This window comes from Devosia aurantiaca (genome assembly GCF_011058215.1).
Lineage (GTDB): Bacteria > Pseudomonadota > Alphaproteobacteria > Rhizobiales > Devosiaceae > Devosia > Devosia aurantiaca.
Genome location: NZ_JAALFG010000002.1, coordinates 355,021 through 379,303 on the forward strand (window position 1 = coordinate 355,021; position 24,283 = coordinate 379,303).

At 62.7% G+C, this 24,283-nt stretch carries 19 protein-coding genes and 8 pseudogenes; 15 read left to right on the top strand and 12 right to left on the bottom strand.

The genetic code is table 11. From position 1 onward, the window contains the following. Positions 1–76 precede the first annotated feature (76 nt). The 5 genes and pseudogenes from G5575_RS22190 to G5575_RS20315 all read right to left on the bottom strand — a co-directional run. Positions 77–532: pseudogene (locus tag G5575_RS22190) on the bottom strand (succinylglutamate desuccinylase/aspartoacylase family protein); the annotation flags it as partial. A gap of 5 nt (positions 533–537) precedes the next feature. Then, positions 538–1,023, bottom strand: a complete 486-nt coding sequence (locus G5575_RS09305; RefSeq protein ID WP_164534080.1) for a VOC family protein — start codon at positions 1,021–1,023, stop codon at positions 538–540. A gap of 8 nt (positions 1,024–1,031) precedes the next feature. Continuing rightward, positions 1,032–1,940 (bottom strand): pyridoxal phosphate-dependent aminotransferase, encoded by a 909-nt coding sequence (locus tag G5575_RS09310; RefSeq protein ID WP_207633088.1) that lies wholly within the window; start codon positions 1,938–1,940, stop codon positions 1,032–1,034. Then, positions 1,937–2,233, bottom strand: a complete 297-nt coding sequence (locus G5575_RS21715) for an aminotransferase class I/II-fold pyridoxal phosphate-dependent enzyme (RefSeq protein ID WP_207633089.1) — start codon at positions 2,231–2,233, stop codon at positions 1,937–1,939. Before G5575_RS21715 ends, G5575_RS09310 begins: the two co-directional genes overlap by 4 nt. A gap of 300 nt (positions 2,234–2,533) precedes the next feature. Next, a pseudogene (locus G5575_RS20315) lies at positions 2,534–3,770 on the bottom strand (carboxypeptidase M32); the annotation flags it as partial. A 245-nt stretch (positions 3,771–4,015) separates the two neighbouring features. Between G5575_RS20315 and G5575_RS09320 the strand changes: the two are divergent. The 15 genes and pseudogenes from G5575_RS09320 (at position 4,016) to G5575_RS09370 (ending at position 16,993) form a co-directional block, all read left to right on the top strand. Beyond that, positions 4,016–4,846, top strand: coding sequence for a DUF4438 domain-containing protein (locus G5575_RS09320; protein WP_164534732.1), 831 nt, complete (start codon positions 4,016–4,018; stop codon positions 4,844–4,846). Beyond that, positions 4,843–5,721, top strand: a complete 879-nt coding sequence (locus tag G5575_RS09325) for a DUF4438 domain-containing protein (protein ID WP_164534081.1) — start codon at positions 4,843–4,845, stop codon at positions 5,719–5,721. The genes G5575_RS09320 and G5575_RS09325 overlap by 4 nt, the downstream gene beginning before the upstream one ends. A 52-nt stretch (positions 5,722–5,773) precedes the next feature. After that, positions 5,774–6,445, top strand: a pseudogene (locus G5575_RS22195) (Ldh family oxidoreductase); the annotation flags it as partial. Positions 6,446–6,558: 113 nt separating this feature from the next. After that, a complete protein-coding gene (locus G5575_RS21725; RefSeq protein ID WP_328765952.1) occupies positions 6,559–6,807 on the top strand; it encodes an Ldh family oxidoreductase in 249 nt (82 codons plus the stop codon). Next, positions 6,804–7,532, top strand: a complete 729-nt coding sequence (locus G5575_RS19360; protein ID WP_207633092.1) for an aminopeptidase P family N-terminal domain-containing protein — start codon at positions 6,804–6,806, stop codon at positions 7,530–7,532. The genes G5575_RS21725 and G5575_RS19360 overlap by 4 nt, the downstream gene beginning before the upstream one ends. Continuing rightward, on the top strand, positions 7,532–7,984 hold the full coding sequence (locus G5575_RS19365; protein ID WP_328766085.1) for a M24 family metallopeptidase: 453 nt from the start codon (positions 7,532–7,534) through the stop codon (positions 7,982–7,984). The genes G5575_RS19360 and G5575_RS19365 overlap by 1 nt, the downstream gene beginning before the upstream one ends. 18 nt (positions 7,985–8,002) lie before the next feature. Beyond that, positions 8,003–9,232, top strand: a complete 1,230-nt coding sequence (locus tag G5575_RS09340; RefSeq protein WP_164534082.1) for an amidohydrolase family protein — start codon at positions 8,003–8,005, stop codon at positions 9,230–9,232. Then, complete coding sequence (locus tag G5575_RS09345; RefSeq protein ID WP_164534083.1) at positions 9,232–10,413, top strand: pyridoxal phosphate-dependent aminotransferase; 1,182 nt, start codon at positions 9,232–9,234, stop codon at positions 10,411–10,413. The genes G5575_RS09340 and G5575_RS09345 overlap by 1 nt, the downstream gene beginning before the upstream one ends. After that, on the top strand, positions 10,410–11,837 hold the full coding sequence (locus G5575_RS09350; protein ID WP_164534084.1) for an alpha-amylase family protein: 1,428 nt from the start codon (positions 10,410–10,412) through the stop codon (positions 11,835–11,837). Before G5575_RS09345 ends, G5575_RS09350 begins: the two co-directional genes overlap by 4 nt. Beyond that, on the top strand, positions 11,837–13,243 hold the full coding sequence (locus G5575_RS09355; protein WP_164534085.1) for a dihydroorotase: 1,407 nt from the start codon (positions 11,837–11,839) through the stop codon (positions 13,241–13,243). The genes G5575_RS09350 and G5575_RS09355 overlap by 1 nt, the downstream gene beginning before the upstream one ends. 31 nt (positions 13,244–13,274) lie before the next feature. Beyond that, positions 13,275–14,299 (top strand): annotated as a pseudogene (locus G5575_RS09360) (ABC transporter ATP-binding protein). An 8-nt stretch (positions 14,300–14,307) separates the two neighbouring features. After that, positions 14,308–15,108 (top strand): annotated as a pseudogene (locus G5575_RS09365) (ABC transporter ATP-binding protein); the annotation flags it as partial. Next, positions 15,085–15,299 (top strand): annotated as a pseudogene (locus G5575_RS22200) (oligopeptide/dipeptide ABC transporter ATP-binding protein); the annotation flags it as partial. The pseudogenes G5575_RS09365 and G5575_RS22200, both read left to right, overlap by 24 nt. Before the next feature lie 24 nt (positions 15,300–15,323). Further along, positions 15,324–15,977: a M14 family zinc carboxypeptidase gene (locus tag G5575_RS20325; RefSeq protein ID WP_235935907.1), complete on the top strand. Its 654-nt coding sequence runs from the start codon at positions 15,324–15,326 to the stop codon at positions 15,975–15,977. Beyond that, positions 15,974–16,993 carry a M14 family zinc carboxypeptidase gene (locus tag G5575_RS09370; protein ID WP_235935971.1) on the top strand — a complete coding sequence of 340 codons (1,020 nt, stop codon included), beginning with the start codon at positions 15,974–15,976 and terminating at the stop codon, positions 16,991–16,993. The genes G5575_RS20325 and G5575_RS09370 overlap by 4 nt, the downstream gene beginning before the upstream one ends. Before the next feature lie 86 nt (positions 16,994–17,079). Here G5575_RS09370 and G5575_RS09375 read toward each other — a convergent pair whose 3' ends face one another. From G5575_RS09375 to G5575_RS09400, 7 genes and pseudogenes are all read right to left on the bottom strand, one after another. Beyond that, the gene (locus tag G5575_RS09375; RefSeq protein WP_164534086.1) at positions 17,080–17,799 is read right to left on the bottom strand and encodes an SDR family NAD(P)-dependent oxidoreductase; all 720 of its coding nucleotides are present in this window, start codon (positions 17,797–17,799) and stop codon (positions 17,080–17,082) included. After that, the gene (locus G5575_RS09380) at positions 17,796–18,560 is read right to left on the bottom strand and encodes an SDR family NAD(P)-dependent oxidoreductase (RefSeq protein WP_164534087.1); all 765 of its coding nucleotides are present in this window, start codon (positions 18,558–18,560) and stop codon (positions 17,796–17,798) included. The genes G5575_RS09375 and G5575_RS09380 overlap by 4 nt, the downstream gene beginning before the upstream one ends. Continuing rightward, positions 18,557–20,274 (bottom strand): annotated as a pseudogene (locus G5575_RS22205) (hydantoinase B/oxoprolinase family protein). The gene G5575_RS09380 and the pseudogene G5575_RS22205 overlap by 4 nt, the downstream one beginning before the upstream one ends. Next, a complete protein-coding gene (locus G5575_RS22210) occupies positions 20,271–20,876 on the bottom strand; it encodes a hydantoinase/oxoprolinase family protein (protein ID WP_407924858.1) in 606 nt (201 codons plus the stop codon). Before G5575_RS22210 ends, G5575_RS22205 begins: the two are co-directional and overlap by 4 nt. Before the next feature lie 33 nt (positions 20,877–20,909). Next, positions 20,910–22,315, bottom strand: a pseudogene (locus G5575_RS20350) (hydantoinase/oxoprolinase family protein); the annotation flags it as partial. Positions 22,316–22,424: 109 nt separating this feature from the next. Next, complete coding sequence (locus tag G5575_RS09395) at positions 22,425–23,135, bottom strand: GntR family transcriptional regulator (protein WP_164534088.1); 711 nt, start codon at positions 23,133–23,135, stop codon at positions 22,425–22,427. 145 nt (positions 23,136–23,280) lie between these two features. Continuing rightward, entirely contained in the window at positions 23,281–24,237 is a 957-nt protein-coding gene (locus tag G5575_RS09400; protein WP_407924859.1) for an isoaspartyl peptidase/L-asparaginase family protein, read from the bottom strand. Positions 24,238–24,283: the final 46 nt, after the last annotated feature.

Genomic DNA, 24,283 nt, shown 5'->3' on the forward strand with positions numbered 1-24,283 from the left:
CCCAGCCATCGCCCATGGCCATGGCCAGCTCGACCGATTCCGGCGTTTCATCGACGAAGATCGCCTTGGCGAGGAACGAGTGCGCGCCGCCCGAATGGATCGAGATTTCAAGGTCCGCGACCTTGCTCATCCATTCCGAATGCGCCCAGGCGATGCGCTCGCTGAGATAGCCGTTGGCACGGCCGGGATAGATGCGGTTCATGTCGAACGAGAACGTATCGAGCGGATTGCCGCGATTGCTGTTCTCGAAGGCCATGACGTTGAGCACCGGCACCATGACCAGCGTGCCCGAAAGCTGTGCCGGATCGACTTCCTTGAGCGCGATGCCGCAGGCCATCGGCCCTTCCGGCTCGTCGCCATGGATGGCGCCATCGACCCAGAACACCGGGCCCGGATTGACGCCGTTGACGATGACCACGGGGATCTCGACCTTGCTGCCACCGGCCAGTTCGGTAACCGGAATGATGCCGCGCACGATGGTGCCGGGAGCTGCGATCGCCGTACCGACGGTGATGGTTTTGGCTTCAGACATGCCGCTTAGATTCCCTTGAAGGCGTTGTACTTTTCGAGTTCTTCAGGCGTGTAGACCTGCATGAACTCGATCTCGATGCCGCCGGCATCGTTGTCGAGGAAAGCCACGAACCCTTCCGGATGCGGATGCGAACCATAGACGCCGCATGCTTGGCAGATGCGCAGGTCGGCGCCCTGCGCCTTGGCGTGCTCAAGCGCCTTGTCGATGTTGTCGACGGCGTAGCAGATGTGGTGCAGCCCTTCAGCGCCGCCGCGCTGCTTCATCCAGGCGTCGAAGCGCCCGCCTTCTTCAAGCGACTGGCAGAGCTGGTATTCGATGCCGCCAAGCTGAAACAGGGCGACCCTGTTCTTGGACTTTGGAAAGTCCGTGATCGTCGTTTCGGTCGGCACGTCGAGGAACTTCGAATAGGCCTCGAGCGCCTTCTTGGCATCCTTGACGCCGAAGGCCATGTGCTTGATCGAAAGAACGTTGGGATTGGTAGAAACGGACATGATGGCTCCTAGGCGGCTGGCGCTTTGCGCTCTTCGCGGATGGCATTGACGACGGTTTGGATGCGGCCCATGGCTTCGCGGATGCGTTCTACCGGCTGGGTCAGCGACATGCGGACATAGTCATCGCGATAGTCGCCATAGATCGTGCCCGGATACATCAGCACCCGGCCCTCGGCGAGCAGCCGCTCGCAGAACTCGCTGGCCGGGAGGCCCGTGCTGGCGACATCGGCATAGACGTAGAACGCGCCCTGCGGCTCGGCATAGGGAATGCCCAGGGCATCGAGCCCTTCGCACAGCGCCTTGCGCCGCTCGTCATAGGTCTTGCGCATCTCTTCGACGCAATCCTGCGGACCGGTCAGTGCGGCCAGCGCCGCATACTGGCTGACCGACGCGACCGAGATCGCAAAGGCATGGTTGATCTCGGCCATGGCGACGATCAGCTCTCGTGGACCGGCGAAATAGCCGATGCGCCAGCCGGTCATGGCATAGGCCTTGGAGAATCCGGAGAGCGTGATCGTGCGCTCACGCATGCCCGGCAGCGAGGCCACCGGCTGGATGCGCTGGTTGCCGTAGGTCAGGCGCGCATAGATTTCGTCGGAGATGACGATGAGGTCGTGCTCGATGGCAAGCTTGGCGATCTTTTCAACTTCGTCCGGCGCCGTCACCGTGCCGGTCGGATTGTTGGGGTTGATCAACACCAGCACGCGCGACTTCGGGGTGATCGCCGCCTTCACCATTTCGGCGGTGAGCGTGAAGTTGGTCTCCATGCTCATGCGGATGTTGACGACCTTGGCATCGGCCAATTCGGCGGCCTGGCCATAAGGATTGTAGCCAGGGCACGGCACGAGGATTTCGTCGCCCGGATTAAGCAACGCCAAGGCGATCACGAACATCGCATGCTGCCCGCCGGGCGTCACCACGATCTCGTCGAGCGCATAGTCGGCTCCCCATGCTCCTTGATGTTCTTGGCGATCGCCTCGCGCAGCGCCGGCAGCCCCAGCGGGTGACCGTAGTGCGTTTCGCCGCGACCAAGGGCATCCTGCCCGGCCTTGACGATATGGGCCGGCGTGTCGAGGTCGGGATCACCCCGGCCGAGCTTGATGACATCGCTGAGACCGGCCGCAATGTCGGTCATCTTGGTTATGATATGGGCGTCCTTGAGCTTGACGCGATCGGCCAGACGATTGGCATGCAGTGCTGAAGCTTCCATGATCCTCTCCTCCCCTAGAGGCTGTAAAGTTCGCTGTATTTGCCGGTGAGGTAGGCAATGTAGGGCTCGGGATCGAGCTTGCGCCCCGTTGCCTTGACCAGCAGCTCGTCGCGCGTGAAGCGGCGGCCGTGCTGGTGCACGTTCTCCACCATATAAGCCCGCAGCGGCTCGTAATTGCCGGTCGCCAGACCGTCGGCAATGGCAGCGTCCTTGCTGGCTGTTTCGAAGAGCTGGCCGGCCATGACATTTGCCGATCGTGTAGTTGCAGAAGGTCCCGATCTGGCCTGAAGACCAGTGCACGTCCTGCAGCGCCCCATGCGCGTCGTCGGGAACGTCGAGGCCCAGATATTCTTTGATCTTTGCGTTCCAGGCTTCCGGTAGGTCCTTGACCTTGAGCGAGCCGTCGATCAGAGCCGCCTCGATGTCGGTGCGCAGCATGACGTGGAAATCGTAGGTCAGTTCGTCCGCTTCGACGCGGATAAAGCCCGGCCGGCTGCGGTTGACGGCGCGGAAGAATTCCTCCGCCGTAACGTCGGCGAGTTGATCGGGATAAAATTTCTGCGCTTCGGCAAAGTTGACCTGCCAGAACTCGCGGCTGCGGCCGACCTGGTTTTCCCAGAGGCGCGACTGCGATTCATGAGCGCCGAACGACACACCACCCACGGCATAAAGGCCCACGAGATCGGTAGCGAATGGGGTACGGGTATAGGCGGGGTCGACGCCCTGCTCATAAAGCGCGTGACCGGCTTTCATGCAGCGCCCCGAACAGGCTCGCCGCCATATAACGCTCATTAAAGCGGGTGGTGATGCGGACGTCGTTGCGCGTGAACGAGACTTCGAACGGGTGCAGCGTGGTGTCGAGGCGACCGCGATTGAGGTCGTAGCCAACCTTTTGCGCCATCGACAGCGCAAATTCGTGCTGCTTGTCGACCGGATAGAAGCGCTCGAGAAAATCGAAGCGCGGCTGTTCCTTTTCCCCGATCGCCTTGACCAGCGGGATCAGCGCTTCACGCAGCCGATCGAACAACGGCTTCAAGGTTGCAACGGTCTCGCCGGGCTCGAAGCGGTACATCAGGGCATCATAGGGATGCTCTTCATAGCCGATCGCTTCGGCCATCTGGCGATTGAGCTCGACGGTCTGCTCGAGAATGGGAATGAACTGGCTAAAATCGCTTTCGGCACGCGCCTTGGCCCAGATGGCGTGACCATTTGATCCTAGCTCTGCACGCTTGCGGGTGAGCTCGGCGGGGATGGCGACATGCCAGTCGATGGCTTCGCGAACCTGCGCGACCATCACCTTTTCCACAGCTTCGTTCGGCATTGCGGCAACTTCTGCCTCTGCCTTGTCCAACTGGCTGCGCGTCTTGTCCGAAACCAGGAGGTCACGGGTCATCACGGACAGCGTCGCCAGCTGCTTTCCGCGGGTCTCATGCCCGCCGTGAGGCATCATGGTGCGCGAGTCCCAGCTCAGGATCGACTGAGCGTTGAGCAGGTCGTTCACCTGCCCCACAGTTTCCATAAGCTGCGCGTAACTCATTGATATAGCAATCTTTCTCGTTCTACCCGGCTGATTTTGCCGCTTTGTTGATCGGGTGCTTGACGACGCCCGTTCGGTATGCACATTTGTCGTTCATCAGATTGTCGACAATCTAACGAGCTAATGTTGGACAGGGAATCTGGTGGATGTCAAGCGACGGAAAAACGGGGCGTCGAAAATAGTGGAAGCGTGGAAATGAGCACCGATCTGGGGGCCTGACCTCCAATTCAGAAGCCCTCGTGGCCATGGCCGTCTGCGGCTATGTGAGCACGCCATCCCTGCGTCCGGGCCACTACACGCACTACCCGGACGGCAAGGGCGTGATCCTGCCCGGCATGTTCGGCGTGACCTACAATGCCTCCGTCGGCGACCGCGCGTTCGGCTGGGCCGGCGACCATGTCGAACCCGGCGTTTCCATCGCCCATCCCGATGAAAAGTCGGATATGGCGCTGCATTACCTCAGCTGCGTCGGCAACGAGGCCACGGTCATGACCGGCCTCGCGAAGGGCGCCAAGGGGACCGTCACCGGCGAGCACGCCCGCCTCCTCGTCGCCTTCCCCGACGACGTCAACGACATGCTCAACATCGGCGACCAGATCCAGATCGAGGCCATCGGCCGCGGCATTGCGCTCAATGAATTCCCGCAGGTCGAATTCAAGAAGACCAGCCCCAAGCTGCTCCAAGCCCTGCGCCTCTCCCGCGCCGGCAATGGCGCGCTGAAGCTGCCGGTCGCCATCGAGCTGCCGATCGAAATCATGGGTTCCGGCGCCGAGCTCAACTCCGAATATGTTGACCAGGACCTGATGAGCGGCGACCGCGCGCTGATGGCAGATCTGGGCATCGACCAAATGCGGCTCGGTGACATCATCGCCATCCGCCACGCCGATCATCACTTCGGACGCTCCTACCGCGAGGGCGCCGTCTCCATCGCCATCTGCATCCATGGCGACTCGATCATGACTGGCCACGGCCCTGGCATCATGACGCTGATGAGCTGCGCCGAGGGCGGCATCGAATTCGAGATCGACCCTACCGCCAACATTTCCAACTATTTCCGCATCGGAGCCGCCAAATGAGCATCGCGTTCAACGAAGCCGATCTGGTTGCCGTCTCCGTCGGCGGCGCCATCGCCCATCCCGGTTTTCCGGGCCTCCCCGCCGAGCCTTATCGCCTCGCCGCCGATGGCACGCCGTTCCTGCTGCCCGCCTGGGGCGGCATCGTCTACAATGTGTCCGTCGGCGATCGCGCTTTCGGCTGGGCTGCGGACTGCATCCATCCCGGCGTCTCCATCCGTGGCAGCGACGATCTCAAGAATCGTGGCCTCAACGTCTTTGCCTGCCTCGGCAACACCGCAACCGTGATGACCGGCCAGGCGCAGGGCGCCAAGGGCGTCGTTACCGGCAAGTCGGGGCGCTTTTCCGAACAGGTCATCGTCCACTTCCCCAAGAACGTCCGAAAGAAAATGGCCGTCGGCGACCAGATCCTGGTCAAGTCCTACGGCACCGGCCTCTCGATCACCGGCCACGAGGCAATCAACTGCAAGGGTCTCTCGCCGGACCTGCTCAAGGCCCTGCCCAGCAAGGTCGAAAACGGCATCCTCAAGTTCGGCGTGGTTGCTACCGTCCCGGCTTTCCTCGTCGGCGCCGGCGCTGGCCTCACCAGCGAAGGCGGCAGCCTCCACATGCAATCGACCGACAAGGCAGCGTTGGCCGAAGCCGGCCTCGATCAGCTCAAGCTCGGCGACGTCGTCGCCATCGAAAACACCGATAGCCGCTACAATCACGGCTACCTCCGCGGCGCCATGAGCATTGGCATTGTCGGCCAGACCGACGGCCCGCGCTCCGGCTATGGCCCCGGCATGACCGTCATCATGACCGCCCCCAAGGGCGAACTCGGCGCCTATGCCGACCCTTCGGCCAACATCGCCTCTCTTCTCAAGCTCGAGGCCTGATACCCGTGGCCATCTCCTGACCAATGTCGATAAGCCGAGCCTTGAGCGCTTCATGACCGAGGGCTTTGAAGCTCTCGGCCTCACCGGCGAAGACGCCAAGCTCTTTGCCGATGCGCTGATCTTTTCCGAGCTGCGCTTCCATCCCGGCCATGGCCAGGGCGTCCGCCGTCTGCGCCGCTACCAGGAACGCATCGGCGAAAAGCTTGTCGACCCGCGCGCACCGTTCGAGATCGTCAAGGAGAGCCCGGCTCTCGCGCTCGTCGATGCCCACAATGGCATCGGCACCGTCGCTGCTGCCAAGGCCATGAAGCTCGCGATCGAAAAATCCAAAATCTCCGGCATTGGCCAGGTCATCGTTCGCAACTCGACGCATTATGGCTCTTCCGCCGTCCATGCCTGCCAGGCCATGGAAGCGGGTTGCATCGGCATCGCCTATACCAATGCCGGCCCTGAAATGGCACCATGGGGTGCACGCGAAGGCGCCGTCGGCACCAATCCCTGGGGCATAGCCGCCCCCACCAATCTCGGTTTTCCCGCGGTTATGGACTTTGCCCTTACCACCGCCGGCAAGGGCATGATGCTCTGGCACTCGCGCGAAGGCAAAAAGATGCCGCTGGACTGGGCGCTGACGCCCGAGGGCGAAATTACCGACGATCCCGACGCCGCCATGAAAGGCCCCCTCCTCGCTATCGGCGAATACAAGGGCTACGGCCTCGCCTTCATGACCGACGTTCTGACCGGCGTCATCGGTGGCGGCGGCTTTGGCCTCACCCCTATGCCGACCAGGGCAAGCTCGACGTCTCCCACTCGCTCACCGCCATCGACATCGAATGGTTCATGCCGCTTGAACAGTTCAAGGCGCGCATGGGTGAGTTTGCCGAAATGGTCAAATCCCGCCAGACCCGCCCGGGCTTTTCCGAAGTGCTTATCCCCGGCGAACAGGAAGCCCGCCGCGTCGCCAAGAAATCGGCCGGCGGCGTGCCACTCGACGACGAAGTGCTGGCCGATCTTCAGGCGCTGGGCCGTGAACTCGGCCTCTCTGCCAAGATCGCCGTGCTCGGTCCCTACGAGGAGCAGCGGCTGTGACCCTGCCCACGCCCATCGTCAAACCGATCAGGCCGATGGGCGAGGAATTTCGCCTGACCGTCCGCAACGGCCTGCGCCACGCCGCTGCCGCGGGTGGCCTCGATGGCGTTCTGCTGCTGTCGCCAGCCAATGTCTTTTACGCCTGCGGCTTCAATTTCTCGGTCAACGAGCGCCCCATCGGCCTCTACGTTCCGGTCGAAGGCGATGCCAAGCTCTTCGTGCCGCTGCTCGAACTCGAAAATGCCGAGCCGGTCCAGGGCGTCACCCTCGGCATCTATGAAGAATTTCCCGGCCTCGTACATCCCGTCGTCTGGATGGTCTGCCAGTCCAAGGCCAGCCGCATCGCCATCGACACCCTCGACGCCCGCCAGATCGCGCCGCTCAACACCCTTGTCGATGAACTTGTTCTCGAAGACCTCGCCGCGCCCCTCCGCTTCCGCAAGAACGCGGCTGAACTCGAGCTGACCCGCATCGCCGCCCTTTATGCCGATCTCAGCCTCTTGCGCCTCAAGGCCGAGGCCGGCGCGATCATCAGCCAGGGCGGCACCGAACTCGACCTCCTCGCCGACTCCACCGGCTTCGCCCTCGCCACTCTCAAGCGCGACTATGGCGCCGCCTTCGCTGGCACCAAGCTCAACATCACCGCGTCCGTCCATTCCGGCCCCCGCGCCGCCTGCCCCATGGCTCCACCGGGTCCCGCAAGCCCCAGCCCGGCGACACCCTGATTTCCGGCGTCGGCTGCAGCCTCGGTGGCTACCACGCCGAAAGCGGCGTCACCCTGATCGTCGGCGACGTGAGTGCCGAACAGCGCCGCGTCATGCTGGCCATGGAAGCCTGCAACGACGCCGCCGTCGCCACCCTCAGACCCGGCGCCCGCTGCCAGGACGTCAATGAAGCGGCCCTCGATGCGCTTAAGGCCGCCGATCTGGGTGATGCCATCCGCCACCGCATTGGCCACGGCATGGGCCTCGAAGGTCACGAAGCTCCATGGCTCGCCCCCGGCGACATGACCGAAGTTGCCTCAGGCATGGTCTTTTCCAACGAGCCCGGCGTCTACCGCCCTGGCCGCGATGGCTACCGCACCATCAACACCATGCTCGTCCACCAGACCGAAGTTGAAATTCCGAGCCGCTTCCTGGCGGACAACCCGATCGATCAGCGCGTCATCGCGCTCTAGCCCAAGAGAATAAGAGACATGCCCGAACCCGCCGCCTGGAAATATACCAAGATCACCAAGCCCATGTTCGACCTCAAGCCGGTCGACCAGGTCCTCCTCGGCCGCATCATCACGGCTGTGGGCGACGAGGTGATCGAGGACGGCTTCGTCGAAGTCGCCGGCGGCAAGATCACCCGCGTCGGTCCACGCTCCGATATGGGCACGCCCAGCGGCACGGTGACCGACACCGGCGGCAAGACCATCATGCCCGGCCTCATCCAGTCGCATGGCCACCTCGCCTGGGACGGCGTGCACGAACTGAGCTGGCAGTCCATGTATGACAGCCCCGAAATCCGCGCCTATAAGGCCGCCGGTAATATGCTGAAGTCCTTGCGCGCTGGCGTCACTTTGGTTCGCGACCTAGGCGTCCACAACGCCAACCTCTTCGCCAAGCAGGCCGTCGCCCAGGGCTTCTTCCCCGGCCCACGCCTCCTCGTCTCGGGTGAGTCCATCATCCAGACCGGCGGCCACACCTATTGGGTCTGCCGCGAGGCCTCGGGCGCCGACGAAATGCGCCGGGCCGTGCGCGACCAGGTCAAGGGCGGCGCCGATCTCATCAAGATCATGGCCTGCCACGATACGCTCGAATTCACCGATGCCGAGCTCGAAGCCGTCATCGACGAAGCCCACCGCAACCGCCTGCCGGTCACCGCCCACGCCACCTACGATGCCTGCATCCGCCGCGTTGCCGAGTTCGGCGTCGATTGCGTCGAGCATGGCGGCTCGATGAGCGACGAAACCATCCAGATCCTCCTCGACAAGAAGATCCCGATCGTCACCACCTTTTCGGCCCTAGTCATGCAGGCGAAGCCCGATATCGCCCGCGCTTTCGGCATTCCCGAGTGGAAGATCCTCGAGCGTCAAAAGGCGGTCGGCGACAAGACCCGCTTCGATGGCCTCGTGCGTGCCTCCAAGGCCGGCGTGCCGATCGTCTTCGGCACCGATGCCGGCAGCCCCGCTGTCGAGCATGACCAGATCGCGCCCGAACTCGATTTCATGGTCGAAGTCGGCGTCTGCCCCAATCGCCTCGATGCACTGCGCGCCATCACCATTCGGGGCGCCCAGCTTTCGAAACTGGACCACAAGATCGGCACGGTCGAAGTCGGCAAGGAAGCCGACCTGATCGTCGTCGACGGCAAACCCGATGAGGATCTGTTCGCGCTCGAACGCGTCATGATGACCTTTATCGCCGGGAAGAGGATGCACTGATGAGCTTTCTGAACGACCACATGGCCAACCGCATCACCGAGGACGACGGCTCGTTCCGGACCAAGATGCTCGGCATTGCCGCCAACATGACCAATGTCATCGCCATGGGCCGCGGCGACCCCGATTTCCATACGCCGGCGCATATCGTGGAAGCGGGCAAGAAGGCTCTCGACGAGAACCAGCACCACTATACCGGCCCGCACGGCATCCCGCCGCTGCGCGCCGCTATCGCCGAGCACCTCAACAAGGAATACGACCTCGATTACTCCGCCGACGACATCGCCGTCACTGCGGGCGTCCAGGAATCGATCACCCTGATCATGCTGGCGCTGATTCAGCCCGGCGACGAAGTGCTGATCACCTCCCCGCGCTTCACCACCTATGACATGGCGGTCAATCTCGCCGGCGGCGTACCCGTCCCGGTCCCGACTTTCCAGAAGGACGACTTTGCCCTCGATCTCGCCGAGATTGAAAAGCGCATCACGCCCAAGACCAAGATGTTCGTACTGGTCTCGCCCAACAATCCGACCGGCGCCGTCACTCCGCCCGACGTCATCCGCGGCATCGCTGAGCTTGCCATCAAGCATGACCTCGTCATCGTCTCCGACGAGATCTATGCCAAGATCATCTATGACGGCTTCGAGCACCTTTCGATCGCTTCGCTCCCGGGCATGAAGGATCGTACCATCACGCTCAATGGCTTCTCCAAGACCTATGCCATGACCGGTTGGCGCGTCGGCTACATGGCCGCCCCCGCCGACTTCATCTCCCGCGTCACCGACACCCGTCACACGCTTTCGATCAACACCTCGACCATCAGCCAATATGCCGCTCTAGCTGCCCTCAAAGGACCGCAGGAGCCGATCGATGTTATGATCGAGGAATACAAGGCGCGCCGCGACTACTTGCTTCCCGCGCTCGACGAAATGGGCCTCACCTACGGCAAGCCCGGCGGCGCCTTCTACGTCTATATCAACGTTGCCGGCACCGGCATGTCGACGCCCGAATTCTGCGAAAAACTTCTGCGCGAAACCGGCGTCATGCTCTTCCCCGGCACCATGTTCGGCGACCATGACCCCAGCTACATCCGCATGTCGTTCCTGCAGCCGCTCGACAAGATCAAGGATGCCGTCGAGCGCATGAAGGGCTTTATCGCCAAGCACGCGAAAGCCGCCGCATGACCGACAAGCCCAACCCCGCCGAAAAGTTCGTCGGCATCCAGGTCAGCCCGATCAACTTCATCGACGAGGGCGTCGAAAACGTCCTCGACATTCTCAAGGATCGCGTCGGCGTCAACGTCCTGATGCTGGGCACGGTGTCCTGGCTTGGCCTCAAGACCGGGCGCTCAATCTCCTACAAGCTCGATGGCTGGCCCGACCACGGCGTGCCCGAACCCTTCGCCATGAAGGGCGGCGCCTACTTCCAGCCCGATCCCGCCTATTACAACGGCACCTTCATCAAGGACTATCGCGCCAAGGACCCTGAGTTCGAAGGCAAGGACATCCTCGACATGGTCATCGCCCCCGCACACGAGCGGGGCATGAAGGTCTTCATCGAACTGATGGAGCCCTTCTTCAAATATACAGGCCACGGTTCGACCAACACCGTCGACATCCCGAACCTCGCCCAGGCCATGGAAGTCGACATCTTCGGCCGCCTCGGCAGCGATCCATCGACCAGCCATCCCGATTATCGCAATTGGATCCTCTCCATGGTCGAGGATCAGGTTCGCAATTACGACATCGACGGCGTCATGTGGTGCAACGAGCGAAATTCGCCGCTCGATACGCTGATCCAGGGCGGCGCCCCAGGCGATTTCTCGACCCATGCCCGTCGTGAGGCCATGGAACGCGGCATCGATGTCGAGGCCTGCCGCCGCGCGCTCCTCAACCTCTACGACTTCATGCAGGAAGCCGCCTCGGGCAAGGAATTCGCCGACGGCGCCTTCATCACGTTCATCCGCACCTTGCTCGCCAATCCCGAAGCCTTGATCTGGGAAAAGTTCTGGCTCGAACGCAACAAGGACTTGGACCGAGAACTCTACGGCTTGGTCAAGTGGTGCAAGCCGGGCTTGAGCTTCGGCCTCAACGTCTGGAACCGCAACCATTTCAACATCTTCCGCCGCGCGCAGTGGCCTTGGGAAGAGCAGACTATGTATGCCGATTGGGTCAAACCGATCACCTACCAGCACCAAGCTGGCGAGGTGTTTACCAAGGAGCTCGGCTTCTTCCAGAAGACCATCCTGCGGGACTTCTCGCCCGACGAGGCGACGGCAGTTCTCTATAAGGTCCTGGGACTTAGCGAGGCGCCTTACGCCAATGTCATAGCTGCGGGCATGGACCCGGACACCTATGTCTTCGGCCAGTGCGCGGACGCCGTCAAAGGCGTCAACGGCAAAGCCAAGGTCTTCATGGGCCTCGGCGTCGACGCCCCGCGCACCAAGTCCGAAACTGCCAAGATGACGCCCGACATCGCCTACCGTTCGGTCATGGCGACCTATCGCGCCGGCGGCCACGGCGTGGTTCTCGCGCCCAACTACGCCAGCATGCATCTCACCAACCTTGACGGTGTCGCCAAGGCTCTTACGGAATTGGGGCTCAAATAGTGGCCGATTACGATACCATCATCCGCAATGCCGAAGTCCTCACCCCTGAGGGACTCCGCCCGGTGGACGTCGCCCTCGCAGGCGGCTCGTTCGCGGCTCTCCTCCCGCGCGGTGAGGGTGTTTCAGAGCAAACCATCGATGCGACCGGGCAGCACCTTCTGCCCGGCGCCATCGACATCCACTTCCATATTCGTGCACCGGCCTACCCCGATCGCGGCACGGTGGAAAGCGAGACGCAGGCTGCAGCCGCAGGTGGAATTACCACGCTGTTTGAAATGCCCATCTCAAAGCCCTGCTGCAACACGGCAGAGCGCGTAGAGATCCGCCGCGCCCACTTCGCCGAGCACGCCTTCATCAATTTCGGCCTCTATGCCGCTCCGGGCGATCTGACCGACACAAGCGTCCAGGCCATGGCTGCCGGTGGCATCGTCGCCTACAAGATCTTCACCACCCCCGCCCCCGCCGGACGCGACGACGAATTCTTCGGCCTGTCCTTCCCCGATGAAGCCGACCAGATGCGGGCTCTCAAGGCTGTCGCCAAGACCAACCTGCCCATCGTCGTCCATGCCGAAAGCGCGCAACTGCTGGCGCTGGCCGAGGCCGATATGATCGATGCCGACCTGGCCAATATCGACAGCCACTTGGCCTCTCGCCCCGCCATCTGTGAAGCGGTCGCCGTCGCCAAGCTGCTGCTGATGAACATCGAAGCAGGCGCCAAGCTCCACATCGCCCATGTCACCAGCGCACTGACCGTCGACGTCCTGCGTCGCTTTGCGGGCACATCGGACTTTTCCGCCGAGACCTGCCCGCATTATCTGTTCCGCACCCATGAGGACGTCCGCCGCGCCGGCGTCTTCGCCAAGATCAACCCGCCCGTGCGGCTTCAGGCCGATCAGGACGCGCTCTGGCAGGCGATCGCCGATGGCATCATTACCCATGTAACCACCGACCATGCCGCTTTCTCCTATGCGGAAAAGGTCGGCGGCGCGGGCAACATGGTCACGGCGCCTCCCGGTTCGCCCGGCTCCGAAGTGCTGGTCCCTTCTATGCTCGACGCGGTTGCGCGAGGCAGGATCAGCATGGAAAAAGCCATGGCTCTTTTGAGCGGCAACGGCGCCAAGCGCTTCAACCTGCCGAGCAAGGGCCATATTGCGGTCGGTGCCGATGCCGACCTGATCCTCGTCGACATGAACGCCAAGACCAAGATCAGCCCCGAAACACTGCTCACCTTCGCCCGCGACGTCGCCCAGCTTTACTACGGCGCCGAGTTCCAGGGCCGCATCCAGCGCACCATTGTCGCCGGCCAGACTGTCTACGATGGTGGCATAGAAGGTCGTGCAGGCTGGGGCCACTATGTGAGCCCGCCCGCGGCCGCCACCCCCGCCGATTCCCGCTTGAGTGCCTGACCCCATGACCATTCCCGTCGGAGGCCCCCAAATGACCCAGACGCTCAGCAACGAGCCACCCCTGCTCGAAGTGGATGACCTGCAAACCTCCTTCATCGTCGGGGAAGGCCAGGATGTCCGCGCCGTTGACGGCGTCAACTTCGTCGTCCGGGCCGGCGAAACTCTGGCCATCGTCGGCGAATCCGGGTCGGGCAAATCCGTAACCAGCCTCTCGATCATGCGGCTCCTGCCCAAAAGGTCGGACGCATTTCCCGTGGCACGATCCGCCTGCGCGGCAAGGATCTGGTCAGCCTCACCGATCGCGAGATGCGCGCCGTTCGCGGCAATGACATCGGCATGATCTTCCAGGAGCCGATGACCAGCCTCAATCCGGTCCACACCATCGGCAGGCAGATCGCCGAAGTGGTGATGCAGCATGACAAGCTGAACAAAACCGACGCCCACAAGCGCGCCGTGGAAATGCTCGAGCTCGTCGGCATTCCCGAACCCGCCAAACGCGCCAATCAATATCCGCATCAGATGAGCGGCGGCATGCGCCAGCGCGCCATGATCGCCATGGCTCTCTCCTGCGAACCCAGCGTGCTGATCGCCGATGAGCCCACCACCGCGCTCGACGTGACCATCCAGGCGCAGATCCTCGACCTCATGCGCAATCTCCAGCAGAAGCTGGGCATGGCCATCGTCTTTATCACCCACGACCTCGGCGTCGTGGCGGAAATGGCCAATCGCGTGGTCGTCATGTATGCCGGCCAGGTCGTCGAAACCGGCACGGTCGAGGAAATCTTCACCAAACCGCTGATGCCCTACACCTCCGGTCTGATGCAATCGATCCCCCGCATGGGCGAGTCCGAGGAAAAGGTCCGGTTGCAGACCATTCCCGGCTATGTGCCGCTCCTCACCAAGCTGCCGAGCGGCTGCCGCTTCCGCACCCGCTGCGCCTTCGCCGAAGAACGCTGCGCCCTAGCCGAACCGCCGCTCGAAGATGTCGGCAATGGCCGCAGCGTGCGCTGCGTTCGCTGGAAAGAACTGGACCTCAAGACAAAGGCCACCGCATGAGCGCCGTGATGGACACCACTGCCCCCAAAGCGCGCGACGTGCTGCTGCAGGTGCAAAACCTCAAGAAGTACTTCCCCATCAGCGGCGGCGTGCTCAACCGCGTCGTCAACAATGTCAAAGCCGTCGATGACGTCAGCTTCGACGTGTTGCGCGGCGAGGTCGTCGGCCTTGTCGGCGAATCCGGATCCGGAAAGACCACCGTCGGCCGCACTGTGCTGCGCCTTGCCGAACCCACCAGCGGCTCCATCGACTTCGACGGCGCCGACATCGCCAAGCTCCCCAAGCCCGAGATGCGCCGCTACCGCAAGCGCATGCAGATCGTCTTCCAGGATCCCTACGCCAGCCTCAACCCGCGCGAGAAAATCCGCACCGTCCTCGGCCACGCACTGGCAATGCACAACGTCGTTCCACCCTCCGAACGCGAAGACCGCATCGTCGCACTGCTCGAACAGGTGGGCCTCAGCGGCGACTACCTCGACCGCTTCCCGCATGAATTCTCGGGCGGTCAGCGCCAGCGCATCGGCATCGCCCGCGCCCTGGCCGTGGAGCCCGATTTCATCGTCGCCGACGAACCCGTCTCGGCCCTCGACGTCTCGATCCAGGCTCAGGTCGTCAACCTGCTCGACGACCTCAAGACCAAGTTCAACCTGACGATGCTCTTCATCGCCCACGATCTTGCCGTGGTCGAGCACATCAGCGACCGCGTCATCGTGATGTATCTGGGCCGCATCATGGAGATCGCCCCGACGCGCACGCTCTACCGCGCGCCCAACCACCCCTACACCAAAGCCTTGCTCTCGGCCGTCCCCAGCCCCGACATTCACGCCAAGAAAGAGCGCATCATCCTCAAGGGCGATATTCCCAGCCCGATCAACCCCCTTCCGGCTGCGTCTTCCGCACCCGTTGCCCCATGGCGATTCCCGACTGCGCCAAGATCGTGCCCGTGCTCAAGGAAGTGACACCGGGCCAGTTCGCAGCCTGCATTCGCACGGCGCCCTAAACCATTGCCGACCAGGATTTTTCGATGACCGACCTCGACGTCAAATTCGACCGCTATTACACGTATGACGAAATGACCGAGCGCCTCCGCGCCCTGGTCGCCGCATACCCGCATCTTGCCACCATGACCTCGCTGGCCAAGAGCTTCCAGGGTCGCGACGTCTGGCTCATCGAGATCAGCAATCCCAAGACCGGCCCTGCTGCCGAAAAGCCCGGCTATTACATTGACGGCCAGATCCACGCCGAGGAACACGCCACCTCCGCCGCCGCTCTTTATGCCGTCTTTCACCTTCTGACCAAGTACGGCGAAGACGAGGAAGCCACCCGCCTCGTCGACAGCCAGGTCTTCTACATCCTGCCGCGCATCAACCCCGATGGCGCCGAACTCTCGCTTGTCCCGCCCTACTACAACTGGTGTGGTAATGGCCGCTTCATGCCCGGCGCCGACCGCCTCGAAGGCCTGATCCCCGAGGACATCGACGGCGATGGCTATATCGTCTGGATGCGCGTCCCCGACAGTAAGGGCGAGTGGAAAAAAGCGCCACCAATCCGGACATTATGGTCCAGCGCAAGCCGGGCGAAGAAGGCGGCCAATACTACCGCCTTTATCCCGAGGGCACGGTGCGCAATTTCGATGGCGTCAACGTCCCCGTCGAAAAGCCCTTCGACGGCAACATGAACCGCAACTTCCCCACCCACTGGTCACCCCAGGAATATGGCGCCGGCATCCATCCGCTCTCCGAGCCCGAAGCCTTTGGCATGGCCAAGTTCATCCTCGACCATCCCAATATCTGCGGCATGTGCGCCTACCACACCCACGGCGGCATCATCCTCAGGCCGTCGATGACCAAGCCCGACACCGCCATGAGCGCGCGCGACATCAACCTCTATAAGGAAATCGGCAAGGTCGGCACCGAGCTCACCGGCTATCCCACGGTCTCGATCTACGAGGAATTCACGCCGGACAAATCCGTCGTCCGCCGCGGCGGCCTCATGGACTGGACCTATGAGGAGATGGGCATCATCTCCTTTGGCACCGAGCTTTGGGATCTCGAACGCACCGCCGGCGTCCCCAAGGAAGGCTATTACAACCTCTACCCGCGCAACGAAGAGGTCCAGCAAAAGGTCTACGACTACGTCAAGGCCAACATGGCCGAAAAAGGCTGGCGCGACTGGAAGCCCTTCGACCACCCGCAACTCGGCAAGATCGAGATCGGCGGCATGGTCAATATTTGGAGCTACCGCAATCCGCCGGGCAGCCTGCTCGAGGACATGGTTCGCCAGAACATCCTCTTTAACCTCAAGCACGCCGCAGCGGCCCCGCAGGTCAAGGTCGACGAGATCGGCGTAACGGCGGTCGGCACCGATCTCTACAAGGTCCGCGCCGTCGTCTCCAACCACGGCTACCTGCCGTCCAACCTCTCCGACGTCGCCGTCGCCAATAAGGTCGCAAAGCCTGTCACCGTCTCGATCGTCGTCGACGGCGGCGAACTGGTGATGAACCCGCAGACAGCCGATCTCGGCAACCTCGCCGGCCGCAACGAGCGGCTCTATCCCTGGTCCCCTTGGGGCCAGCAATGGACCGCCAACGGCAAGCCTGTCGAGTGGCTGGTGCGCGCGCCGCAGGGCAGCACTATCACCGTCACCAGCCAGTCCGAAAAGGGCGGCACCCATCGGCGTACACACACGCTTTGAACGAAAACGGCGGGTCATCGACCCGCCGCCTCATCCCGGCTCCTGTCCCCCACTGGCCTCCGCACCCTCAAGGTTCGGAGGCATTTTTATGCGCGGGCAAGCTCCTGCACCATGTCCCAGGCGCGGATGCGCTGGTCGTTGATGCCGCTGGCATCCTGCAGCGCCAGATGCACGAAAGCCGGCGCCAGCTCCATCGGATCCTTCCAGATCTTGCGCGTTTCTTCGCTATAGGTGACCTCGCTCATCGCCGTATGCATCGGATGCCCCGGCGTGATCGTGTTCACCGACACGTTGAACGGCGTAAACTCCTGCGACAACGATCGCGACAGCCCTTCGAGCCCGAACTTCGACGCACAATAGGTCGTTTCGTCCAGCCCACCGACCACGCCCGCATTGCTCGAAACGTTGATGATCGCCCCTGCTCGACGCGCCTTCATGCCCGTCGCCACCGCACGCGTGCAAAGGAACGGTCCGCGCAGGTTGACCGCCATCAGCCGGTCCCAGTCGGCGACGCTGACTTCTTCCACCGGCTTGAAGAAGATGATGCCGGCATTGTTGACCAGAATGTCGATCCGGCCCGCTTCCGCTTCGATCGCTGCCATGGTGGTAGCCACATCGTCGGCATCCGTCACATCCATTCGGCGCGGCCGGATGTCGCCCGCCTCTTCGGCAAGCGTCGCCACTTCCTCGCCCAGCATGTCGAGAGCGAAGACATTGGCGCCCTCCTGCGCATAAAGCCGCGCCACGGCACGGCCAAGGCCGCGCGCAGCGCCTGTCACCACCGCAATCTTGCCCGCAAGCTTCATGTCGCGATCCTTCCGCCGTCGATGACGAGCCCGATGCCGGTCACGAAGGACGATTGCTTAGACGCCAGATACAGCACCGCTTCCCCGATCTCCTCGCCCGTGCCCATGCGGCCGAGCGGCGTAATCGAGCGCCACTTCTGTTCGAGCGCTTCCTTGTCTACCGCCTTTTCGAGGTTGCGCTGGTTCATGCCTGTGTCGATGACGCCGGGATTGATGGCATTGCACCGAATGTTCCGCGCCGCATATTCGATCGCGATGACGCGGGTCATCGACATGATCGCGCCCTTCGATGCCGCATAGCTCAAGTTGCCACCAACATTGGCGAAGGCAGAAACCGAGGAATTGTTGACGATCGTGCCGCCGCCATTGCGCAGCAGCGCCGGGATGGCATGCTTGCAACCGAAGAACGTGCCCTTGAGATTGATGTCGATAACACGCTCGAACAGCGCTTCGCTCACCTCGTCAGATGGGGTCACTGGCTGCTCGATACCGGCATTGTTGAAGATCGTATCGAGCTTGCCATGGTCCGCTTCCGCCTTGGCGATCAGCGCCGCGACATCGGCTTCTTTCGAAACATCGGTTCGCAGGAAGCTGAGCTTGAAATTGCTCGCCTGCGCCTCTGCGGCGAGCTTGGCTCCGCCTTCCGCATCAACGTCGCCGACCATGACCGACGCACCTTCGCGGGCGAACAACATCGCCGTGTCCCGTCCCATGCCGCCGGCCCCGCCGGTGATGACGGCGACCATGCCCTCAAGTCTCATGCTGTTTCTCCCAAGGCCAGCGCCTCGCGTACGCGGTCTGCGCCATAGTCGCGTTCAGCCGCCGCTTTCGTGATCTTTTCTTCCCGCAGGTCCTGCGCCAAGGCAGACAAGGGGCGCTCACCCGGATCGCCAAATCCACCGCCGCCAAGCGTCTCGACGCGCAGCGTCTCCCCCTTGTTGAGGATCAGCCCAGAAGCCTTTGAGTGCAGCGCCTCTTCGCCCGCTGTTCGGGGATTGCGGAGAATACGCGTCACATTCGAAGACTTGCCGCCCGCAACGCCAGGAGCCGGAACGATGTGGGCGTCAGACCGCGCCGAAAACGTCGTGTTATCCTCGCGCACCCGGATCTGCCGCGCCATGCCCATGCCCCCGCGATGCCGACCGGCGCCGCCGCTATCCGGCACAAGGCAATATTCCTCGAGCAGCAGCGGATATTCCAGTTCCAGCGCTTCGGCCGGGAGATTGGTGGAGTTGACCGTATGGACATGCACCGCATCCATCCCGTCGCGATCGGCAAAGGCGCCCGCGCCGCCGCCCATGCTTTCGGGATAGACATAGGTCGCCTGCCGCCCTTCGTGCCATCCAGACACCGAAACGGCCGACGTTGAATCATTGCAGGACGCCATGACGCGCTCTTCCGGCATCGCCTGGTAGAGGGCTCCGAACACGGCACCACAGAGCCGATTGGAGGTTACGGCGCGACCGGCGACTGCAGCCGGCGCCTTGGGGTTGACGATCGTTCCGGGGGCGCCGTGATCCCGATCGGGTCGATAATGCCCTGGTTCGGCATCAGGCCCGGATCCAGCACGGCCTTTACGCAATAATAGATCGAAGCCTTGAGCGCGCTGTCCGGCAGGTTGATGGCGCCGCGGGCCTGCGGTCCCGAGCCGTCAAAGTCGAACGACAGGCTGTCACCGGCAATCGTCGCCGTGCAGACGATCGGCACAGGTTCGCCTGGAAAACCGTCGTCGTCCATGGCGCGCTCGAAGCGATAAACGCCATCCGGCAGTGCCGCGACCCGGTTGCGCAACCGCCGCCGCGTATAGGTGAGGATATCCTCGACGGCCTGCTCCACCGCGGGCCAGCCCATGCGCTCGATCAATTGCACCAGCATGGCGCCGCCGCGCACATTGGTGCCGATCTGCGTCCGAAGATCGAGCAGCCGCTCCTCAGGGTCACGGGTATTGTGCGCGATCAGCTCGAGTAGGTCCTCGTCAATTTCCCCGCTCCGCGCGATGCGGATGATTGGCAGGCGAATGCCTTCCTCAAAGATCGAGCGCGACGTGCCGGACGTCGATCCCGGTGTCTTGCCGCCGACATCGGCGTGGTGCGCGATGTTGCCGCAAAAGAAGCGAACCTCGCCGTCGTGATGCACCGGCGTAATGATCGAAATATCCGGCAGATGGCTCCCACCGGCAAGATAGGGATCATTGGCGATATAGGCATCGCCCGGCTGCATCGTCTCGAGCGGATAGCGCTTGAGCATCGCCTCGACTGCCCCGATCATGGCCCCAAGATGGATCGGAATATGATCGGCCTGGGTGATCAGACGGCCCTTGGCATCGAACAACGCCGTCGAGCAGTCCCGCCGCTCCTTGATATTGGACGAAAAGGACGAGCGGATCAGGATCGAGCCCATATCCTCGGCAATGGCGAGGAGGCGGTTGGAGAACACCTCCATCTGGATGGCATCGGCAATGGTATCGGTTGTCATTGGTTGGTGCTCACGATTAGATTGCCCCAGCGATCGGCACGGACCGTCTGGCCCGGCAGGATCAGCGAAGTCGCGCTCATTTCATTGATGATGGCGGGTCCGGCGAAATCCACATTGGCTGGCAAGGCGCCACGGTCGTAGATCGGTGTCTCGACCCAGCCGTTCCGGGCATCGAAATACACCTGCCGCGACCCGATCTTTGCCTCATCGAGGCTTGCCCCGCCCACAACTTCCGCCTGCGGCGCCTTCGGCACATCGCCGATCGCCTGCAGTCGCGCCGACACGAACTGAATGGCGCGGTGGCGGATATCGTAGCCATATTCCTTGGTGTGCGCAGCGTGGAAACGCTCTTCGAACTCGGCCAGATCGTCGGGACCAAGCCCGTCGCAATCGACCTTTACTTCGAAATTCTGCCCACGATAGCGAGCATCGAGCACGCGCTTGAAGCGCCGGTTTTCAGCCGGCACCTCTTCCTTGTCGAGCCATGCCTGCCCGTCCGCCGTCATCGCGTCGAAGAGTGCCAGCACTTGGCTGAGGTTTTCGGCGGTCGAATCGGCAAAAAAGCTGCGCACATAGTCCGAGCTCAGATCGGTCAACAGCATGCCGCGTGCGCAAAGCGTGCCCGGCTCGCGCGGGATGAGGATGCGCGGCAGTCCGCATTCTACGGCAACTTCGGCTGCATGAAGCGGCCCCGCGCCACCAAAGGCACAGAGCGCGAACTCGCCCATGTCATAGCCTTTTTCGACTGACACCGATCGGATCGCCCGGCTCATATTGGCATTGGCGATCTGGATGATGCCATGCGCCGCCTCTTCCAGCGACAGGCCCAGCGGCCCGGCAATGGTTTCGCGAATAACATTGCGCGCCGCTTCCAGATCGATCTGCATGCGGCCGCCAAGAAGCGTTCCCGCATCAAGCCGGCCGAGGCAGAGATTGGCGTCCGTGATCGTCGGCTCCGTTCCCCACGGCCATAGGCCACCGGCCCCGGCGCCGCCCCCGCCGAGCGCGGGCCAACCTTCATCGAACCCGCATCATCGATCGCCGCAATCGAACCCCCGCCCGCGCCGATCACATGAATATCCAGCATCGGCGTCTTGACCGGATAACCCGCCACAAGGCGCGCCGAGGTAAAAAGCGGCGTTGCATCCGCGATCAGCGACACGTCGGTCGACGTTCCACCCACATCGAAGGTAATAAGGTTTGGCAATCCAGCCGTGCGACCGATCTCGGCTGCGCCGACCACGCCGGCAGCCGGCCCCGAAACGCAGGTGCGCACCGGATTGGCATAGACCGTGTCAGCCGACATCAGCCCGCCATTTGAATGGATCGTATAGGGCTCGACCGGAATGCCGACATCGCGCACCCGGCCCCTGAACTTCTCGAGATACGCCCCCATTTTCGGTCCGACAAACGCATTGACCGCCACGGTCGACATGCGCTCGAATTCCCGAAATTCCGGCAAGATTTCCGAGGACAACGTGATGTAGGCGTCCGGCAGGATCGCCTCGACCACGGCTCGCGCCCGCGCCTCGTGCTCTGGCCGTCGGTAGCTATGGAGGAAGCAGATCGCGACGCTTTCAACGCCCATCTCCGCCAGCCTGCGAACCGCTCCCTCAAGCGAAGCCTCGTCGAGTTCTGTCAGCACCTCGCCTGCGGGCCCGATGCGCTCCACCACCTCCACGCGCCGATCGCGAGGGATCAGCACCGGCGGCTTTTCCACCCGGTAATCGTAGATCGACGGCCGTGCCTGCCGACCCAGTTCGAGCACATCGCGGAACCCCTTCGTGGTCACCAGCCCCGTGCGCGCGCCGCGACGCTCAATGACGATATTGGTGGCCACCGTCGTGCCATGGCCCAGATAGGTGACTTCGGCAGCGTCGAAGCTCAGCCCCTCCAGCATGCCCCTCAGGCCGTTCTCGATCGCCTCGGACGGGTCGTGCGGCGTGGATGGGGTTTTGTAGAAGTGGATCTGTCCGCTCGTTTCATCGAGCAAGGTGAAATCGGTGAACGTGCCACCAACGTCGACGCCAATGCGGTACATGAAAAGTCCGTGTCACTGCGAGAAAGGATCGCGCCGACTGTGCATCGGCGCACAAACCTTGTCATACAGTATACAATGAAGCAACGGCGTTCTTGTGCGTTTCCGCAAGCTAGGGTGCGATCGACACCGGGCTATGGCGCTTGGTGCGCGCGATCAGCAGCATGTGGTTTTCGAGTGCCATCTGAATGTCGGCAAATGCGGTCTCGGGAGCCGCCACCTGCGCCTCGATCCAGCTCAGAAACTCTTCATGCTGGCGCGCACTTGCATCGAGATCCTCATCACGGAAGCGCTCGAAGTTGAAGATTATCAGCACATGCCGCGCGATCGTATCCCACAGCGTGCCGACGATCGGATTGTCGGCGGCATTGCGAATGGCCCGGTGAAATTCGAGGTCGGCGATAAGCGAGTTGCGCAGGCTGCCTCCCTTGGCCGAGACCCGCATCTTGTCGATGAACTGTTCGAGGTCGCGCGGCGCACCCTTGCCCTTGCGCCAGTTCTCGATGGCATCGCGCAGGAGGAAGGATTCAAGGCTGAGCCGAACTTCCATGATCTGCTGCGTCACGTCGGCGCCAAAGGCCGCAACCCGATAGCCGCGATGCCCGCCGCCGCTGATGATGCCCTGCGCATGCAGCACCTTGAGCGCCTCGCGGATCGGCACCCGGCTGACTCCGAGCTTTTCCACCAGCGACGTCTCGACGATGCGCTCGCCCGGCGAAATGATCCGCGTCGCAATCGCTTCGGCAATGGTGTCGGCAACACTTTCGGACAAGGAGATACGCTTGGGCTGTGGCAGCTCAAACGGAACAGAATCGCCGTACACGCTCATTCTCCGAGACAGACCGACTTGAGAGACAACAGTGACTTGCTTGCTTTGTCGCGCCGAAAACTAAGCGCATCATCCACCGACACTTCACCGGCTCCTACAACATTGTGCCGGTAACACACAAGTTCAGCACGCTGCCGCCTCAACCGATGGTTTCCACCGCGGCGAAATCATCGGAGTAAATTCCAACGCTCAGAACCCCGTCCGCCGTCACCGACCCCCGATACATCCCCTCGGTATTGTGCGGCATTGCCATAGCGCCGGCCGCATCCACCGCGATCAATCCTGCCCCGGCGCCATCCGCCGTCAGATCCGCAATCGCCGCCGCCGCGGCACTCGACAAGTCATCCCCGCGATAGAGGATGCGGGCCGCAATATCTTGCGCTGTTCCCCGCCGAATAAACAACTCGCCCAGCCCCGTGCACGACACCGCCACCACGTCATTGGCCGCGTAGGTCCCCGCACCGATCACCGGCGCATCGCCCACCCGGCCGACCCTCTTGTAGGTATAGCCGCCCGTCGACGTCGCCGCGGCGAGGTTGCCGAGATCGTCCAGCGCAACCGCGCCCACCGTGCCGTGCTTTTCCGCCTCCGTCCGCTCGCGCTTGAGGAGCCCCGCCTTTTCCTCATGCGCCCGCTGCCAGTGCTGCTGCCGCAGCGGTGTGGTAAAATAGGATTGCTCTACCATGTCGAGCCCCTGCTCGCGCGCAAACTCATCGGCCCCCGTTGCCGACACCAACACGCAGTCGCTCGCCTCCATCACCCGCCGCGCCGCCAGAACCGGATTGCGGATGTACCGCGCTGAAGCCACCGCCCCGGCTCGGCGGTCGCGACCATCCATGATCGCCGCATCGAGCTCATGCTCCCCGGCAGCGTTAAGCACGGCCCCATGCCCGGCATTGAAACTTGGATGATTTTCGAGCGCCACCACGGCCGCCTGAACCGCATCGAGCGCCAACCCGCCCTGACCAAGAACCGCCCACCCGGCCCGCAGCGCGTCGCGCAAACCGTCGCGCGCCGCCTGGTGACCCTCCGGCGTTAAACTTGCGCGCGGGATGGTCCCCGCACCGCCATGAATGACAAGGCATGCCATCTCGATACGCTCGCTGATTGCTTTGCTTAAAACGTCCAGACCGCACTTTTCG

Bases quoted from the DNA above. Each gene is read 5' to 3' on its own strand.
- G5575_RS09305 (WP_164534080.1), bottom strand. From the start codon at position 1,023: ATGTCCGTTTCTACCAATCCCAACGTTCTTTCGATCAAGCACATGGCC.
- G5575_RS21715 (WP_207633089.1), bottom strand. From the start codon at position 2,233: ATGGAAGCTTCAGCACTGCATGCCAATCGTCTGGCCGATCGCGTCAAG.
- G5575_RS09320 (WP_164534732.1), top strand. From the start codon at position 4,016: ATGGCCGTCTGCGGCTATGTGAGCACGCCATCCCTGCGTCCGGGCCAC.
- G5575_RS09325 (WP_164534081.1), top strand. From the start codon at position 4,843: ATGAGCATCGCGTTCAACGAAGCCGATCTGGTTGCCGTCTCCGTCGGC.
- G5575_RS21725 (WP_328765952.1), top strand. From the start codon at position 6,559: ATGCCGCTTGAACAGTTCAAGGCGCGCATGGGTGAGTTTGCCGAAATG.
- G5575_RS09340 (WP_164534082.1), top strand. From the start codon at position 8,003: ATGCCCGAACCCGCCGCCTGGAAATATACCAAGATCACCAAGCCCATG.
- G5575_RS09345 (WP_164534083.1), top strand. From the start codon at position 9,232: ATGAGCTTTCTGAACGACCACATGGCCAACCGCATCACCGAGGACGAC.
- G5575_RS09350 (WP_164534084.1), top strand. From the start codon at position 10,410: ATGACCGACAAGCCCAACCCCGCCGAAAAGTTCGTCGGCATCCAGGTC.
- G5575_RS20325 (WP_235935907.1), top strand. From the start codon at position 15,324: ATGACCGACCTCGACGTCAAATTCGACCGCTATTACACGTATGACGAA.
- G5575_RS09370 (WP_235935971.1), top strand. From the start codon at position 15,974: ATGAACCGCAACTTCCCCACCCACTGGTCACCCCAGGAATATGGCGCC.
- G5575_RS09375 (WP_164534086.1), bottom strand. From the start codon at position 17,799: ATGAAGCTTGCGGGCAAGATTGCGGTGGTGACAGGCGCTGCGCGCGGC.
- G5575_RS09380 (WP_164534087.1), bottom strand. From the start codon at position 18,560: ATGAGACTTGAGGGCATGGTCGCCGTCATCACCGGCGGGGCCGGCGGC.
- G5575_RS22210 (WP_407924858.1), bottom strand. From the start codon at position 20,876: ATGCTGTTGACCGATCTGAGCTCGGACTATGTGCGCAGCTTTTTTGCC.